The sequence below is a fragment of the uncultured Nocardioides sp. genome (assembly GCF_947488025.1).
In the GTDB taxonomy this organism is placed as follows: domain Bacteria; phylum Actinomycetota; class Actinomycetes; order Propionibacteriales; family Nocardioidaceae; genus Nocardioides.
On sequence record NZ_CANKYS010000020.1, the window covers coordinates 21,501 to 36,386 of the forward strand.

Consider the following 14,886-nt stretch of genomic DNA (forward strand, 5'->3'; position numbering starts at 1 on the left):
GGCCTTGTCCGGTCAGGTGTTCATCAGGTGCGGGGTCGTGCGGGGTGGTGAGGGTCAGACGCTCGCAGCGGCGCGCGCGTCCATCGCCTGACCGTACAGCCGTCCGGCGCGGTAGGACGAGCGGACCAGCGGACCCGAGAGCGCGCCGGCGAAGCCGATCTCGTCGGCCTCGGCCTTGAGCTCGACGAACTCCTCCGGCTTGACCCATCGCTCGACGGGGTGGTGCCGGGGGGAGGGGCGGAGGTACTGGGTGATGGTGATCAGCTCGCAGCCGGCCTCGTGGAGGTCGCGCAGCGCCTGGCTGACCTCCTCGCGGGTCTCGCCCATGCCGAGGATGAGGTTGGACTTGGTCACCAGACCGAAGTCGCGCGCCTGGGTGATCACGTCGAGCGAGCGGTCGTAGCGGAAGGCCGGGCGGATCCGCTTGAAGATCCGAGGGACCGTCTCCACGTTGTGGGCGAGCACCTCGGGACGGCTCTCGAAGACCTCCTGGAGGAGGTCGGGCTTGCCGTTGAAGTCGGGGATGAGGTTCTCCACGCCGGTGCCGGGGTTGAGCTCGTGGATCGCGCGGACCGTCTCGGCGTACAGCCAGGCGCCGCCGTCGGGCAGGTCGTCGCGGGCGACGCCGGTGATGGTGGCGTACTTGAGCTCCATCTTCTGCACCGACTCGGCCACGCGGCGCGGCTCGTCGCGGTCGAGGGGCTGGGGCTTGCCGGTGTCGATCTGGCAGAAGTCGCAGCGACGGGTGCACTGGTCGCCGCCGATGAGGAAGGTGGCCTCCCGGTCCTCCCAGCACTCAAAGATGTTGGGGCACCCGGCCGACTGGCAGACCGTGTGCAGCCCTTCGCCCTTCACCAGGTTCTGCAGAGCGGTGTACTCAGGGCCCATCTTGGCCTTGGTCTTGATCCACTCCGGCTTGCGTTCGATCGGGGTCTCCGCGTTGCGGATCTCCAGGCGGAGGAGCTTGCGTCCTTCAGGTGCGGGAGCAGTCGTCACATCCGCCACCCTACGCCGCGTCCGGAGGCCACCCAATTTCGCCCGGTGCGGTTCAGAGGAGCAGGTCGGGCGTGATCGGGAGGCGGCGGATGCGACGGCCGGTGGCGTTGAAGACGGCGTTGCCGATGGCGGCGGCGACGCCGCACAGGCCGACCTCCCCGACTCCCTTCACCCCGACCGGGTTGAGGCGGTCGGGACCGCCGACGAACTCGACCTCGAGGTCGGGGACGTCGGCGTTGACGGCCATCAGGTAGTCGGCGAGGTGGGCGTTGGTGATGCGACCCGTCTGAGGTCCGGCGTGGAGGTCGGTGACGGTGTGCTCCAGGAGGGCGTGACCGATGCCGCCGACCGTGCCGCCGACCACCTGGCTGCGCGCGGTCCGCTCGTTGAGCACCTGACCGCAGTCGATGACCGACACCAGCCGCTCGACCCGCACGAGGCCGAGGTCGGCGTCGACGCGGACCTTGGCGAACTTCGCACCGAAGGCACCGGACGGGGACATCCCCAGCTCGGCAGGGTCGGGCTTGTCCGCCGTGGCCTCCGCCGTCACCTTGTCACGGTCGCCGACGGCCCGCGCCAGCGCCTCGCGGCCAGGCGCACCGCTCAGCTGCAGGTCGGCCAGCACCGCCGAGGTGGCCAGCGCGACGGCGTTGGAGATGGCCGTCGCCAGACCCGATCCGCCGGCCGGGGGAGAGGCGGGCAGCGAGCTGTCGCCCAGGACGACCTCGACGTCACCGACCTCGAGCCCGAGCCGCTCGGCAGCCACCTGGGTGACGATGGTGTAGGTGCCGGTCCCGATGTCCATGGCCGCGCAGTGGACCGCCGCCGAACCGTCGCGACGTACGACGACGCGCACCGTGCAGGGCTCCTGGAAGTAGAAGAACGACACGGCCGCCATCCCGTAGCCGATGAGCTGGTCGCCCTCGCGCGTCGCGCGGGGCGACGGATCGCGCTCGTCCCAGCCGATCAGCTCGGCGCCGCGGCGCAGGCACTCGTCCAGCGCCTTGCTCGACCACGGCAGGTCGTCCTGGTCGGGGTTGGTGACGGCCTCGTTGCGCAGCCGCAGCTCGACGGGGTCGATGCCGAGCTCCACGGCGAGCTCGTCGAGTGCGGTCTCGAGGGCGAAGTTGCCCTGCGCCTCCCCGGGCGCCCGCATCGAGCCCGGAGGAGAGATGTGCAGGCGCACCTGGTCGACGTCGGCGCGCAGGTGCTCGACGGCGTACCCCTGGCGGGTGCCGGAGACCACGTTCTCCGGGTTGTCGTCGTCGACGGCCACCGGGATCGTCGCGGTGTGCTCGACGGCGGTGAGCGTGCCGTCGCGGCGCGCGCCGAGCCGCACGCGCTGCACGGTCTCGGGCCGGTGGCCGACCCCGGTGAACATCTGCGGGCGGCTCAGCACCACCCGCACCGGCCGGTCGACGACCTTCGCGGCCATCGCCGCCGCGTGGATGTAGGGCCACGGCCGCAGGCCCGAGCCGAACCCTCCGCCGAGGTAGGGGCACTCGACCCGCACGTCCTCGCGCGGGATGCCCCACGCCTCGGCCAGGCAGTCCGCGACGTTGAAGGGCCACTGGGTGGTGGCCCACATGTGCAGCGCGTCGCCGTCCCACTCCGCGCTCGCGGCGAAGAGCCCGATCGGGTTGTTGGTGTTGTCGCCGGTGACGTAGTCGGCCCCGACCTCCACCTCGGCCTCCGCGAGACCGCGCTCGAGGTCACCGCGCACGCTGTCGGCGCCCGCCGGGTCGTCGTCCTCCCGGTCGGCCCGGGGGTCGTTGATGTCCACGACCGGCTCGTCGACGTCGTACGTCACGTGCAGCAGGTCGGCAGCGTGCAGCGCCTCCTCGCGCGTCTGGGCGACGACCATCGCGACGTAGTCGCCGCGGAAGCGCACGACCGCGTCCTGGAACGGCGGCAGCGGTGCGCGCTCGTCGGACGACGCCTCGTCCGGGCGTACGACGCGGGGCGCGTCGTGGTGCGACAGCACGGCGACCACGCCGGGTGCGGCCAGCGCATCGGTGGTGTCGACGAGCTCCACGCGGCCCGAGGTGATCGTGGCACCGACCAACACGCCGACGAGGGCGTCGCGCGGTGCGAGGTCGTCGGCGTAGGGCACGGCGCCGGTGACCTTGAGCGGTCCGTCGACGCGGGTCACTCCGGCGCCGATGACGGGCACGCCGGTCGTGGGGGCAGCCGTCGTGGTGGTCATGCGGTCACCTCCGTGACGTCGCGCAGCTGCCGGACCAGGGTGCGGCGGGCCAGCTCGGGCTTGAAGTCGGTGCCCGTGACGGTGAAGGCGTCGGCCAGCTCGGCGGCCGCCGCCTCCTCGAAGAGCGCCATCGACGCCCGCTGGCCGCGCAGCACCTCCTCGGCGCGCCTCGCGCGCCAGGGCACGGAGCCGACACCGCCGAGACCGATGCCGACGTGGGCGAGCACGCCGTCCTCGACCCGGGCGACCACCGCCGCCGACGTCAGGGCGAACTCGTAGGACGCGCGGTCGCGCACCTTGAGGTAGCCCGAGCGGGCGTCCGGCACGGGGATCTCGAGGTGGGTGATGAGCTCCCCGACGCCCAGCACGTTGTCGCGCGAGGGGTCGTCGTCGGCGCGGACGTGCAGGTCCGTGACCGGGATGGTGCGGCGGCCGCCGGGGCCGTGGAGGCGCACCTGCGCATCCAGCGCCACCAGGGCCACCGCGAGGTCGGAGGCGTGCAGCGCGATGCAGCCGGCATCGACGCCGAGGACGGCGTGGGTGCGCGCGGTGCCCTCGACCGCCGCGCAGCCGCTGCCGGGTTCACGCTTGTTGCACTGGGTCACCGTCGGGTCGCGGTAGTAGCGGCAGCGGGTGCGTTGGAGGACGTTGCCGCCGATCGTCGCCATGGTGCGCAGCTGGGGAGAGGCGGCGAGCAGCAACGAGTCGCGCAGCACCGCGCAGCGCACGACCTCGGGGTGCCGGGCCAGGTCGGCCATCGTCACCGAGGCCCCGACCACGAGCACACCGTCGTCGAGCTCCACGTCGTTCAGCGGGAGCCGGCTGATGTCGACGAGGGCGTCCGGGGACCACACCCCGTCGCGCATCAGGTCGAGCTGGGTGGTGCCGCCGGCGATGAAGGCGGTGTCGCCGGGTCCCTGGACGGCGCGGGCGACGGCGTCGGTCGTGACCGCGGCGCTGGCGGTGGCCACGTCGTCCACGCGGGTGTAGGTGAAGGGGCGCACGTCAGGCCTCCCGGACAGCGCGGGCGGCGAGGACCGCGTCGACGATGCGCGGGTAGGCCCCGCACCGGCAGAGGTTGCCGCTCATCAGCTCGCGGACGTCCTCGGCGGTCTCCCACCCGTCCTCCTCGAGCAGGGCCGCAGCGGACATCACCTGGCCTGCGGTGCACGCACCGCACTGGAAGGCGTCGCAGTCGAGGAACGCCTGCTGGACCGGGTGCAGCGCGTCGGCGCTGCCGATCCCCTCGACGGTGGTGACCTCACGGCCGTCGACCTGCGCCGCGAGGGTGAGGCACGAGAGCACCCGACGTCCGTCGACGTGCACGGTGCAGGCTCCGCAGGCTCCCTGGTCGCAGCCCTTCTGGGTGCCGGTGAGCCCCAGCGTCTCCCGCAGCATGTCGAGCAGGGAGCGGCGTGGGTCGACCTCCACCGAGCGGCTCTCGTCGTTGACGGTCACGGTCACGGGCACGCCACTCATGTCGCCAGCGAACCAGATGCCGTACGCCGACGCACCACCCCTCGGCGCGGGCCGGGGTCAGCCGCCGGGCGTCACCAGCTGGATGCGCGGACCGCGCCCGGGCTCGGGACGGGCGTCGTAGTCGGGGGTGGCCTCGTAGGGCTGCCAGGAGAGGTACGTCGCGAGGTGCTGCCGCACGCTCGGCAGCACGTCGTCGATGGTGACGTCGCGGCCGAGCTCCTGCGACAGCGAGGTGACGCCGGCGTCGGCGATGCCGCACGGGACGAACCGGTCGTACCAGCCCAGGTCGACGTCGCAGTTGAGCGCGAAGCCGTGCATGGTCACGCCGCGGCTCACCCGGATGCCGATGGCCGCGATCTTGCGCTCGGGGCCGCGGTCGTCCTCGCGCAGCCACACGCCGCTGCGGCCGGGGATGCGAGCCGTCGTGACGCCGAGCTCGGCGCACACCGCGATCAGCGCCTCCTCGAGCCGGCGGACGTAGTCGACGACCTTGACGTGGTCGGGCAGGGCGACGATCGGGTAGCCGACGAGCTGGCCGGGACCGTGGAAGGTGATCTTGCCGCCACGGTCGACGTCGATCACCGCCGCGCCTCCCGGGTCGAGCGGGCGCTCGTGCGGGTCGGTCCGCTTGCCGGCGGTGAAGACGGGCGGGTGCTCGAGCAGCAGCACGGTGGCGCTCCGCGAGCCGGCGACGACCTCCTCGTGGACCCGCCGCTGGAGGTCCCACGCGGCCAGGTAGTCGACCGCGTCGTCGCCGAGACCGGCGACCTCGAAGTCCAGCGCGGGCGTGACGACCTGGTCCGACGACATGCCCCCGAGCGTACGCCGCTGCGCCGCCCGCCCCGCCTCGGGTATCTGAGGACGCGGTGGACGTGATGGGCGGCGAATCCCGTACGCGGCGTCCTCAGATATCGGGTGGGGCGGGGCGAGGGGTGGGGCGGGGCGGGAACACGAGGGCTGTGGATGACGCCTGCAGCAGGCGAGGAGATCGGCGAGGGTGGGGTGGTGGACCCGCGACGCCTGCTCCCCGTGCTCACCGCGGTCGCCTGCGCACTGGTCGTGGCGACCCTGGTGGTCGTCGTGGCACGTCCCGATCCGCCGCCACGCCCGCGCTTCGACGCGGGCAGCTCGGACCCGCCGGCGCCGGCGGCGCGGCCCGCGCGGGCCGGACCGGCCGCGGTACTGGCGGCGTGGGACGAGCGTCGCTCCGCCGCCTGGGCCGAGGGTGACGTCGCGGCGCTCGAGGAGTTGTACGTCGACGGGTCCGGCGCGGGCGCGGCCGACGTGCGCCTGCTGCGGGACTACCGCCGTCGTGGGCTCCGGGTCGAGGGGCTTGCGACGCAGGTGCTGGCCCTCCGCGTGGACGCGCGGTCGTCCGAGCGGCTGGAGCTGGTGGTCACCGACCGCGTCGTCGGGGCCGAGGCCGTCGGGGCCGGGGAGCCGGTCGCGCTGCCGGTCGCTCGCCCGTCCACGCGGCGCGTGGTGCTGGTCCGCGAGGACGGGAGCTGGCTGGTGGCGGAGGTGCGCGATCAGGACAGCGCGGCGGCCAGCACCTCGCGGACGTCCTCGTCCTCGAAGTCGTAGCCGGCGCGCTCGAGCGCCGCCGGCCGCGCGTTGACCGACCCGAGGAGCTCGGGGGCCAGGTCCCCGGCGGCCACCCGCATCAGGGGGGCCGGCACGGCGAGGAAGGCCTTGCGGTGCAGGGCTCCGGCGAGCGCCTTGGTGAACTCCGCGTTGGTGGGCGTGTGCGGGCAGCAGAGGTTGAAGGCGCCCGAGACGTCGCGGGACTCGATGAGGTAGCTCACCGCGCCGATCCAGTCGCGCAGCGAGATCATCGGCATGAACTGCTTGCCCGACCCGAGCCGCGCGCCGCCCCCGGCCTGGAACAGCAGGCGCAGCTGCTTCAGGGGCGGCGAGGTCCGGTCCATGACGGGGGAGGTGCGCAGCTCGCACACCCGAGCACCCGCCTTGCGCGCCGGGTCGGCTGCCGCCGACCACTCGTGGGAGACCGTGGTGAGGAAGGCGTCGCCGGTGCTGGGGGTGTCCTCGGTGACCGGCGCGGCGCCGTGGTCGCCGTACCACGCGATGCCGTTGCCGGCGAGGAACGCCGCCGGGCGCTCGGAGGCGGCGATGGTCTCGGCGAGCAACTGGGTGGTCGAGACCCGGGACTCGAGCACCTCGCGGGCCCACTTCCGCGAGTGCGGGTTGCCGGCGATGGCGGCGCCCGCGAGGTTGACGACGGCGTCGGCGGCCTCGATCACCCCGGTGTCGACCCGGCCGGCAGCGGGGTCCCACCGGGACTCGTGCGCCGAGCAGGCCTCGCGCCGGACGAGGGCGGTCACCTCGTGCCCGTGCACCCGGAGGTGGTCGGACAGGTGGGTCCCGAGGAAGCCCGAGGCCCCGGCGATGACGACGCGCATGCCACCACCCAACCACGCGGCCCAAGCGTGCGAGGCGGGTTCAGCCGGCCAGGTGGGCCCACCTGGGGGACAGCTCGTGCCACGGCCCGTCGTCGACCACGCGGCCGGAGTCGAGCACCACGACACGGTCGGCCTGCGCCAGCGCCGCTGCCTTGCTCGTGGCGCCGATGACGGCGGTGCCGCGGGCCCGCAGCGCCTGCCACAGCTCGATCTCGGTCGCGGCGTCGAGTGCTGAGGACACGTCGTCGGCCAGCAGCACGTCGGCGTCGGTCGCCAGCGCGCGTGCCAGCGCGAGGCGCTGCACCTGCCCGCCGGAGAGGCGTACGCCGCGGTGGCCGACGAGGGCGTCGGGGCCGCCGGCCTCGTGGACGTCGCGTCCCATGCGCGCGGACTCGAGCGCCGGCATCACGGTCCGGTCGACGTGGTCGAGCGCGACGTTGCCCGTGAACGTGCCGGACAGCACCCGCGGCACCTGCGCGACGTGGGCGACGCGTCCGGGCCGGAGGGTGGTCTGCGGGTCGTCGACGAGACGGTCGTTCCAGCGGATCTCGCCCGTGCTGCCGACGAGGCCGGCCAGCGCGCTGAGCAGGCTGGACTTGCCCGACCCCACCTGGCCGAGCAGCAGGACGAGCTCGCCGGCCCGCACGTCGAGGTCGACGCCGTGGACGCCGACGGTGCCGTCGTCGTGCACCGCGGAGAGGTCGCGGACCGCGAGGGTGCGCAACGGGTCGCGGTGGGGGGTGGTGGGCTCGGGGCCGAGGCCGTGGACGAGGTCGACGCCGGGCGGCAGGTCCATCAGGTCGCCGCCACCGGCGAGCTTGCTGGTGGCGTTCATCCAGGCGCGGGTGCCGGGTGCCTCGGTCACGACGGTGCCGGCGACCCGGCCGAACCAGTCGAACCCGCTGACGGCGTTGGCGACCAGCAGCGCGGTCGCGAGCTCCCACTGACCGGTGAGCAGCCCGCCCCACGCCGCGACGACGCCGCACTGGACCATCACGACCGGGACGCCCTCGAGCAGGGCCTGCACACGGTGCTCGCGGACGGCGGCGTCCACGCGGCCCCCGTCGACGTCGCGCAGGTGCTGGTGGACCTGTGGCGTGGCTGCGGCGAGCTTGACGGTGCGTGCCGACTCGAGCGCGGACACGAGCGACTGGCCGAACCGCGCCCGGGCGGTCGACGCGGCCGCGGCCGAGCGTCCGGCGACGCGCCGGCCCAGGGTGGAGGCGAGGGCGGAGGCGACCATCACGGCCAGCAGGACCGCGCCCGCGACCCACGTGCGGGCGATGAGGGCGGTCACCGCTGCGATGACCAGGCCGTTGACGAAGTCGACCCAGCGGTCGGTGTAGCGCGCGAGCCGGTCGGCGTCCATCGTGCGGGCCACGACCTCGCCGGGTGGGGTGCGCAGGAGCCGGCGCTGGGACGTCTGCCCGTGGAGCACGGCGGCGCGCACGCGGAGGCGTACCTCCACCCACCAGTGGGGGTAGGTGCGGAACGCCTGGGCGAGGAGGAGGGGGCCGATGAGCAGGGAGGCGACCAGGGCGAGGACCAGCAACCCGGGACGCTGACCTGCCTGGAGGTCGGTGACGATGTGTCCCCAGACCCAGCCCGTCACCGCGCCGAAGGCGCCGGTCAGCGACGAGACGAGGAACAGGACCGCGCCGAGGAGACCCCACTGCGGCTGCATGCTGATGGTGTGGAGGACCTGGCGGGCCAGGCTCGGCGTGGGAACGAGCTCCGGCGGCGCCGGGGGAGTGGTGCTGCGGCGCACCGAGCCGATGGCGGAGTCGTCGTGGTGGTGCTCCTCGACGACCGCCTCGTGGGCCGCGGCGGCGAGGAGCTCACGGAAGGGGCCGTCCTCGGCAGCGAGTCGTGCGCGCGGTCCTTGCTGGACGACCCGACCCGACTCCAGGACGGCGACCTGCTCGGCGCGCTCGGTGGTGGAGAGCCGGTGCGCGACCAGGATGCCCGTGCGGCCCGAGATCAGGCGGTCGGCCGCGCGCACCACGCGCGCCTCGGTGACGGGGTCCATGCGGGCGGTGGCCTCGTCGAGGACCACGACGCTGACGTCGCGCACCAGCAGGCGGGCGAAGGCGACGAGCTGCTCCTCACCGGCGGACAGGCTCGTGCCGCCCGGGCCGAGGACGGTGTCGAGCCCGGCGGGCAGCCCGACGACCCACTCGGTCAGGCCGAGCTCGGCCACCGCCGCCTCGACGACCGCGCGGGGCACGTCGTCGAAGAGGGCGATGTTGTCGGCCAGGGAACCGGCGAGGACCTCGGTGCGCTGGGTCACCACGCCGACCGCGGAGCGCAGCTGCTGGAGATCGAGGTCGAGGACGTCGACGCCACCGAGGAAGACCATGCCGCGCGGCGGCTCGACCGCGCGCGAGAGCAAGGACGCGAGGGTGGACTTGCCCGACCCGGTGCGACCGACAAGGGCGCAGGTGTGCCCGGCGCTCAGCAGCAGGTCGACGTCGCGGAGCGCGAACGGCCCGGTGCCGTAACTGAACTCGAGGTGGCGGAACTCGACGTCGAGCGGTCCGTCGGGGACGGGGAGCCCGCCCGTCGGCTCGGCGGGCGAGGCGAGCATGCCGCGCAGCCGGATCACGGCGCCGAAGCCCTCCTGGAGGTCGGGCAGGTGCCGGGCAAGCATGTCGACGCCGCCGACGAACATCGTGGTGACCAGGAAGAGCGTGACCAGGCGCGCGGTCGTGAGGTCGCCGGAGAGGACCAGTGCGACGCCGACGACACCGACGGCGGCGAGGGCTCCGTGGAGCAGCCCGCCGCTGCGCCGGGTGACGCGCACCTCGATCGCCAGGACCGCGTCGAGGGTGCGGTGGACGACCGCGGCGAGCTGGGCGTTGCGGCGCAGCACGTGGGCCTGGCCGAGCGACGTGCGGAGGTCGTCGCGCGCGGCAACGCCCTCCTCGGTGGAGGCGGCGTGGTCGGTCCAGGCGGCCTCCTCGAGGACCTTGCGCTCCGCGATCTGCGGGAGCAGCCGGCGGATCGCGAGGTAGGTGACGACCGCGGTCAGCGGGAACAGGAAGGCGGCCGGCCACCAGGTGAGGGACGCGACCACCCACAGCGGGCCGGAGGCGAGGAAGGTGCGCGCGGCCTGCCACACGCCCCAGCGCATCAGCTGGCCGACCTCCCACGTGTCGTCGTCGATGCGGTCGAGGACCTCGCCCACGGCCTGCTCGGAGAGCTCCGACAGCGGCTGTGCCATTGCGGCGTCGAGCAGGTCGGCGCGCAGCTGGCCCTCGGCGCGGTCGCAGATGGTGGCCCAGATGGTCTTGGCGACCGTGTCGATCACCGCGCCGCCCACGACGCACAGCGCGAGCAGGGCCAGCAGCGACTGGGTGGGGTCGTCGGCGAGCCGTCCGGCGACCATCGAGCCGAGGGAAGCCGCGATGGCACCCATCAGTGACATCGAGAAGCAGAGATAGGTCAGCGGACGGCGGACGCGACGCCAGTCGACCGGCACCCGCCCCGGCGCCAGGCCCTCGGTCGCGGACGTGGTCGCCGGTGCTGTCTGCGTCTGCGTCCCGGTCACCGTCACAAACACAGGACGTTACGTGGCGGCACCGACATCGCGCGCCCGATTTTCGTGTGACCCGAGCGACCGTCCGGACGTACGACGACGCCCCGCCCGCGGAGTGCGGGCGGGGCGTCGTCGTGAAGGCTGGCGGTTGTCCTCAGGGGGTTTCGAGACGACCGGCGCGCCCGGCTCGCAGGCTCGCCGGGCGCCGGTCCCTCAACCTCTTCGGCCCACGTCGCCCGTCGCTTCGCTCCGGGCGACTGGCCTCAGACCTCGAACTGTCCGGCCTCGAGGCGCTTCTTGACCTCCTGCAGGAACCGGCCGGCGTCGGCGCCGTCGACCAGGCGGTGGTCGTAGGTCAGCGACAGGTGGACCATGTGGCGCACCGCGATCGTCTCGCCCAGGTTGGGGTCGTCGATCACGACGGGGCGCTTGACCACGGCACCGGGGCCGAGGATCGCGACCTGCGGCTTGTTGATGATCGGGGTGTCGAAGAGCGCCCCGAAGCTGCCGAGGTTGGTGATGGTGAACGTGCCGCCGGACAGCTCGTCCGGCGTGATCTTGTTGGTGCGGGTGCGCTCGGCGACGTCGGCGATCTTCTTCGCCAGCCCGGCGATCGAGAGGTCGCCCGCCTCCTTGACGACCGGCGTCAGCAGGCCCTTCTCGGTGTCCACCGCGAACGCGATGTTCTCGCGGTCGTAGTAGGTCACCTCGCCCTTGTCGCTGTCGATCGCCGCGTTGAGCTTGGGGTGCAGCTTGAGCGCGTCGATCGCCGCCTTGGCGAAGAAGGGCAGGTAGGTCAGCTTCACGCCCTCACGGGCCAGGAAGTCGGCCTTGGACGCCTCGCGGAGACGGGCGATCGCAGTGACGTCGACCTCCATGACCTGCGTCAGCTGGGCGGACTCGTGCAGCGACTCGACCATGCGCGAGGCGATCACCTTGCGCAGGCGCGAGAGCGGCTCGGTGGTGCCCCGCAGCGGCGACGGCGAGGCCGACGACGGAGCGGCAGCGGCCGGCGGGGCGCCGGCAGCCGCGGGGGCCGCGGCAGGAGCGGCAGCGGCCGGAGCAGCGGCAGCCTGCTGGGCAGCGGCAGCGGCGTCGAGGACGTCCTGCTTGCGGATGCGTCCACCGACACCGGTGCCCTGCACCGACCCGAGGTCCACGCCGTGCTGGTCGGCCATCTTGCGCACCAGCGGAGTGACGTACGCCGACTGGTCGCGGCCACCCTCCGAGGAGCCGGTCGATCCACCCGACGAGGCCGGGGCCGGCGCGTAGGGCGCGTCACCCTTGGCCTCGGGCTCGGCCTGCTTCGGCTGCTCGGTCTCCTTCGGCTGCTCCGACTCCTGCGACGCGGCGGGGGAGTCCTGCTTGTCGGACTCGGGGGTCTCGTCGCCGGCGGGCAGCTCGCCCTTCTCCTCGGCGATCTGCTCCTCCTGCTCGGCCTTCTTCTCGGCGTTGGCGTCGTCCTTGGGCTGCGCCTCGGCGGACTGGGGCTCCGACGAACCGCCGGAGGCGTCGCCCGAGCCGATGATCGCGAGCTCGGCGCCGACCTCGACCGTCTCGTCCTCCTCGGCCTTGATCTCCAGCAGCGTGCCGGCGACGGGCGAGGGGATCTCGGTGTCGACCTTGTCGGTGGACACCTCGAGCAGCGGCTCGTCGACGGCGACGTCGTCGCCGACCTGCTTGAGCCAGCGGGTGACCGTGCCCTCGGTGACGGACTCACCCAGCGCGGGCAGCGTCACCGGCGTACCACCGCCACCGCCACCGCCACCGCCACCGCCACCGCCGGACGAGTCGCCGGACGAGGCCTGCTCGGCGGCGGGCTCGGACTGGGCCGGGGCGTCGTCCTTCTCCGACTCGGGGGTCTCGTCACCGTCGGGGAGCTCGCCGGTCTCCTCGGCGACCTGCTCCTCCTGCTCGGCCTTCTTCTCCGACTCGCCCTCGTCCTGGGGCTGCGCCTCGGGCTCAGCGGAGTCGGAGGCGTCGCCCGCGGACTCGCCCTCCTCGCCGACGACGGCCAGGACTGCGCCCACCTCGACGGTGTCGTCCTCCTCGGCCTTGATCTCGAGCAGCGTGCCCGCGACGGGGGACGGGATCTCGGTGTCGACCTTGTCGGTGGAGACCTCCAGCAGCGGCTCGTCGACGGCAACCGTGTCACCGACCTGCTTCAGCCAGCGGGTGACGGTGCCCTCGGTGACGGACTCGCCGAGTGCGGGGAGGGTGACTTCGGAGGCCATGTGGTTCCTTCGCTCGCGTGTGGTTGGGGAATTCTCGGGGTGGTTCGAGGAGGTGCTTCAGGAGTGCGCGTGGAGCGGCTTGCCGGCCAGCGCGAGGTGCGCCTCGCCGAGGGCCTCGTTCTGGGTGGGGTGGGCATGCACGAGCGGCGCGACGTCGTCGGCGTGTGCCTCCCAGTTGTAGATGAGCTGGGCCTCGCCGATGAGCTCGCCGACGCGATCGCCCACCATGTGGACCCCGAGGACCGGGCCGTCCACCAGGCCGACCAGCTTGACGAATCCCTGGGTCTGCAGGATCTGGCTCTTGCCGTTGCCGCCGAGGTCGTAGGTCACGGTGGTGACGGCGTCGCCGTGGAGCTCGCGCGCCTTCGCCTCGTCGAGGCCGACCGACGCGATCTCGGGGTGGGAGTACGTCACGCGCGGGATGCCGGCCTCGTCGATCGGGCGCGGGTCGAGCCCGGCGATCTCCTCGGCCACGAAGATGCCCTGCTGGAACCCGCGGTGGGCGAGCTGGAGCCCGGGCACGATGTCGCCGACGGCGTACACGCCCTCGACGTTGGTGCGGCACCGCTCGTCGGCGAGCACGAAGCCGCGGTCCATCTCGATGCCCTGCTCGGCGTAGCCGAGGCCGTCGGTCGACGGCCCGCGGCCGACCGCGACGAGGAGGATCTCGGCCTCGATCACGTCACCCCCCTCGACGGTGACGGCGACGCCGGTGTCGGTGGGCTTGACGCTCTGGAACGGCGTCCCGGTGAGGAAGCTGATCTTGCGCTTGCGGAAGGCGCGCTCGAGCGCCTTGGAGGCGGCCTCGTCCTCGGCGGCGACCAGCCGCGGCAGGGCCTCGACGATCGTGACGTCGGAGCCGAAGGACTTCCACACGCTCGCGAACTCGCAGCCGATCACGCCGCCGCCCAGCACGATGGCGGACTTCGGGACCCGGTCGAGGCGCAGCGCGTGCTCGGAGGTGAGCACCTTGACGCCGTCGACCTCGAGACCGGGGAGCGACTTGCTGTAGGAGCCGGAGGCGAGCACGACGGCCTTGCCGGTGTAGGCGGTGCCGTCGACGGTCACCTCGCGGGGACCGGTCAGCGTGCCGGCGCCCTCGATGACGGTGATGCCGCGCGACTTGATCAGCCCGGTGAGGCCCTTGAAGAGGCGGTCGACGACCTTGTCCTTGTAGGCGTTGACGCCGGTCATGTCGATGCCGTCGAGGGTGGCGCTCACGCCGAACTGCGCAGCCTCGCGGGCCGAGTCGGCCACCTCGGCGGCGTGCAGGAGGGCCTTGGTCGGGATGCAGCCCACGTGGAGGCAGGTGCCTCCGAGGTTGCCCTTCTCGACCAACCCGACGCTCAGGCCCAGCTGGGCCGCTCGCAGGGCACAGGCGTATCCGCCCGAACCAGCCCCGAGGACGAGGACGTCGAACTCACCGTCCGCCACTGATTCCCTCCACACGCTCGACTCGCACCGACCACCTCGGAGCGCGTCCATCTTTGCACTCTTCGCGACGCTGTCCACACCGGGTCGGGTGGGCCGTTCAGGCGATCGGCGAGCGCGATGAGGAACGTCCCGGCAGAATGTGCGCCATGGGCTTGTTCGACCGATTCCGCCGCAAGGGCCGCACCAGTGCCCCGGCGCAGGACGCCACCCGCACCGGTTCGACGCGGGTGCGCGCCTCCGACAGCGAGGACGCACGACACCTCGAGGCGTTCGTCGCCAGCCGTCAGGGGGTCGAGGGGTTCGTCGAGCCGCGCACGGCCGTCAACGACGTGACGCTGCTCCTCGTCGCCCACGACGGTGAGTGGACGCGCCGGCGGGTGCCGAGCGTGAAGTGGGCGCACGACTTCGCCAACCGCAACCGCGTGCCGTCGTACGACGCCGCGGTGGTCGGGGTGCCGCAGCGCATGCGCGACTACAACCGGCGCAGGAAGGCCGAGGGCATCTAGGGCGTGTCTCCCAAAGATCGGCGGGGATGGCCGGGATTGTTGACGCATGTCGCGTTCTGCCGTGTTGAACGAC

Annotated in this window: 11 protein-coding genes; 2 read left to right on the forward strand and 9 right to left on the reverse strand. The window is 73.2% G+C overall.

Features of this window, described 5'->3' with window-relative positions:
- Window positions 1–54: 54 nt before the first annotated feature.
- From lipA to lipB, 5 genes are read right to left on the reverse strand one after another with little or no spacing between them, the layout of a single operon-like run.
- Entirely contained in the window at window positions 55–996 is a 942-nt protein-coding gene (gene lipA, locus Q1B24_RS20905) for a lipoyl synthase (RefSeq protein ID WP_299932526.1), read from the reverse strand.
- Window positions 997–1,048: 52 nt separating this feature from the next.
- A complete protein-coding gene (locus tag Q1B24_RS20910; RefSeq protein WP_299932529.1) occupies window positions 1,049–3,202 on the reverse strand; it encodes a xanthine dehydrogenase family protein molybdopterin-binding subunit in 2,154 nt (717 codons plus the stop codon).
- The gene (locus Q1B24_RS20915; protein ID WP_299932532.1) at window positions 3,199–4,206 is read right to left on the reverse strand and encodes an FAD binding domain-containing protein; all 1,008 of its coding nucleotides are present in this window, start codon (window positions 4,204–4,206) and stop codon (window positions 3,199–3,201) included. The genes Q1B24_RS20910 and Q1B24_RS20915 overlap by 4 nt, the downstream gene beginning before the upstream one ends.
- 1 nt (window position 4,207) lies before the next feature.
- Window positions 4,208–4,681 carry a (2Fe-2S)-binding protein gene (locus tag Q1B24_RS20920; protein WP_299932535.1) on the reverse strand — a complete coding sequence of 158 codons (474 nt, stop codon included), beginning with the start codon at window positions 4,679–4,681 and terminating at the stop codon, window positions 4,208–4,210.
- Window positions 4,682–4,738: 57 nt separating this feature from the next.
- The gene (lipB, locus tag Q1B24_RS20925) at window positions 4,739–5,491 is read right to left on the reverse strand and encodes a lipoyl(octanoyl) transferase LipB (RefSeq protein WP_299932538.1); all 753 of its coding nucleotides are present in this window, start codon (window positions 5,489–5,491) and stop codon (window positions 4,739–4,741) included.
- 153 nt (window positions 5,492–5,644) lie between these two features.
- Here lipB and Q1B24_RS20930 point away from each other — a divergent pair, with 153 nt between their 5' ends.
- On the forward strand, window positions 5,645–6,265 hold the full coding sequence (locus Q1B24_RS20930; RefSeq protein WP_299932541.1) for a hypothetical protein: 621 nt from the start codon (window positions 5,645–5,647) through the stop codon (window positions 6,263–6,265).
- Here Q1B24_RS20930 and Q1B24_RS20935 read toward each other — a convergent pair.
- The 4 genes from Q1B24_RS20935 to lpdA form a co-directional block, all read right to left on the reverse strand.
- Window positions 6,211–7,101: a TIGR01777 family oxidoreductase gene (locus Q1B24_RS20935; RefSeq protein ID WP_299932544.1), complete on the reverse strand. Its 891-nt coding sequence runs from the start codon at window positions 7,099–7,101 to the stop codon at window positions 6,211–6,213. The genes Q1B24_RS20930 and Q1B24_RS20935 overlap by 55 nt on opposite strands.
- A gap of 40 nt (window positions 7,102–7,141) precedes the next feature.
- Complete coding sequence (locus Q1B24_RS20940; RefSeq protein WP_299932547.1) at window positions 7,142–10,651, reverse strand: ABC transporter ATP-binding protein; 3,510 nt, start codon at window positions 10,649–10,651, stop codon at window positions 7,142–7,144.
- Window positions 10,652–10,902: 251 nt separating this feature from the next.
- Window positions 10,903–12,873, reverse strand: coding sequence for a 2-oxoglutarate dehydrogenase, E2 component, dihydrolipoamide succinyltransferase (gene sucB, locus Q1B24_RS20945; RefSeq protein ID WP_299932550.1), 1,971 nt, complete (start codon window positions 12,871–12,873; stop codon window positions 10,903–10,905).
- A gap of 57 nt (window positions 12,874–12,930) precedes the next feature.
- Window positions 12,931–14,307 (reverse strand): dihydrolipoyl dehydrogenase, encoded by a 1,377-nt coding sequence (gene lpdA / locus Q1B24_RS20950; protein WP_299932553.1) that lies wholly within the window; start codon window positions 14,305–14,307, stop codon window positions 12,931–12,933.
- Between the two features lie 146 nt (window positions 14,308–14,453).
- On the opposite strand from lpdA, the gene Q1B24_RS20955 reads away from it, so the two are divergent.
- The gene (locus Q1B24_RS20955; protein WP_299932557.1) at window positions 14,454–14,813 is read left to right on the forward strand and encodes a hypothetical protein; all 360 of its coding nucleotides are present in this window, start codon (window positions 14,454–14,456) and stop codon (window positions 14,811–14,813) included.
- The last annotated feature ends 73 nt before the right edge of the window (window positions 14,814–14,886 follow it).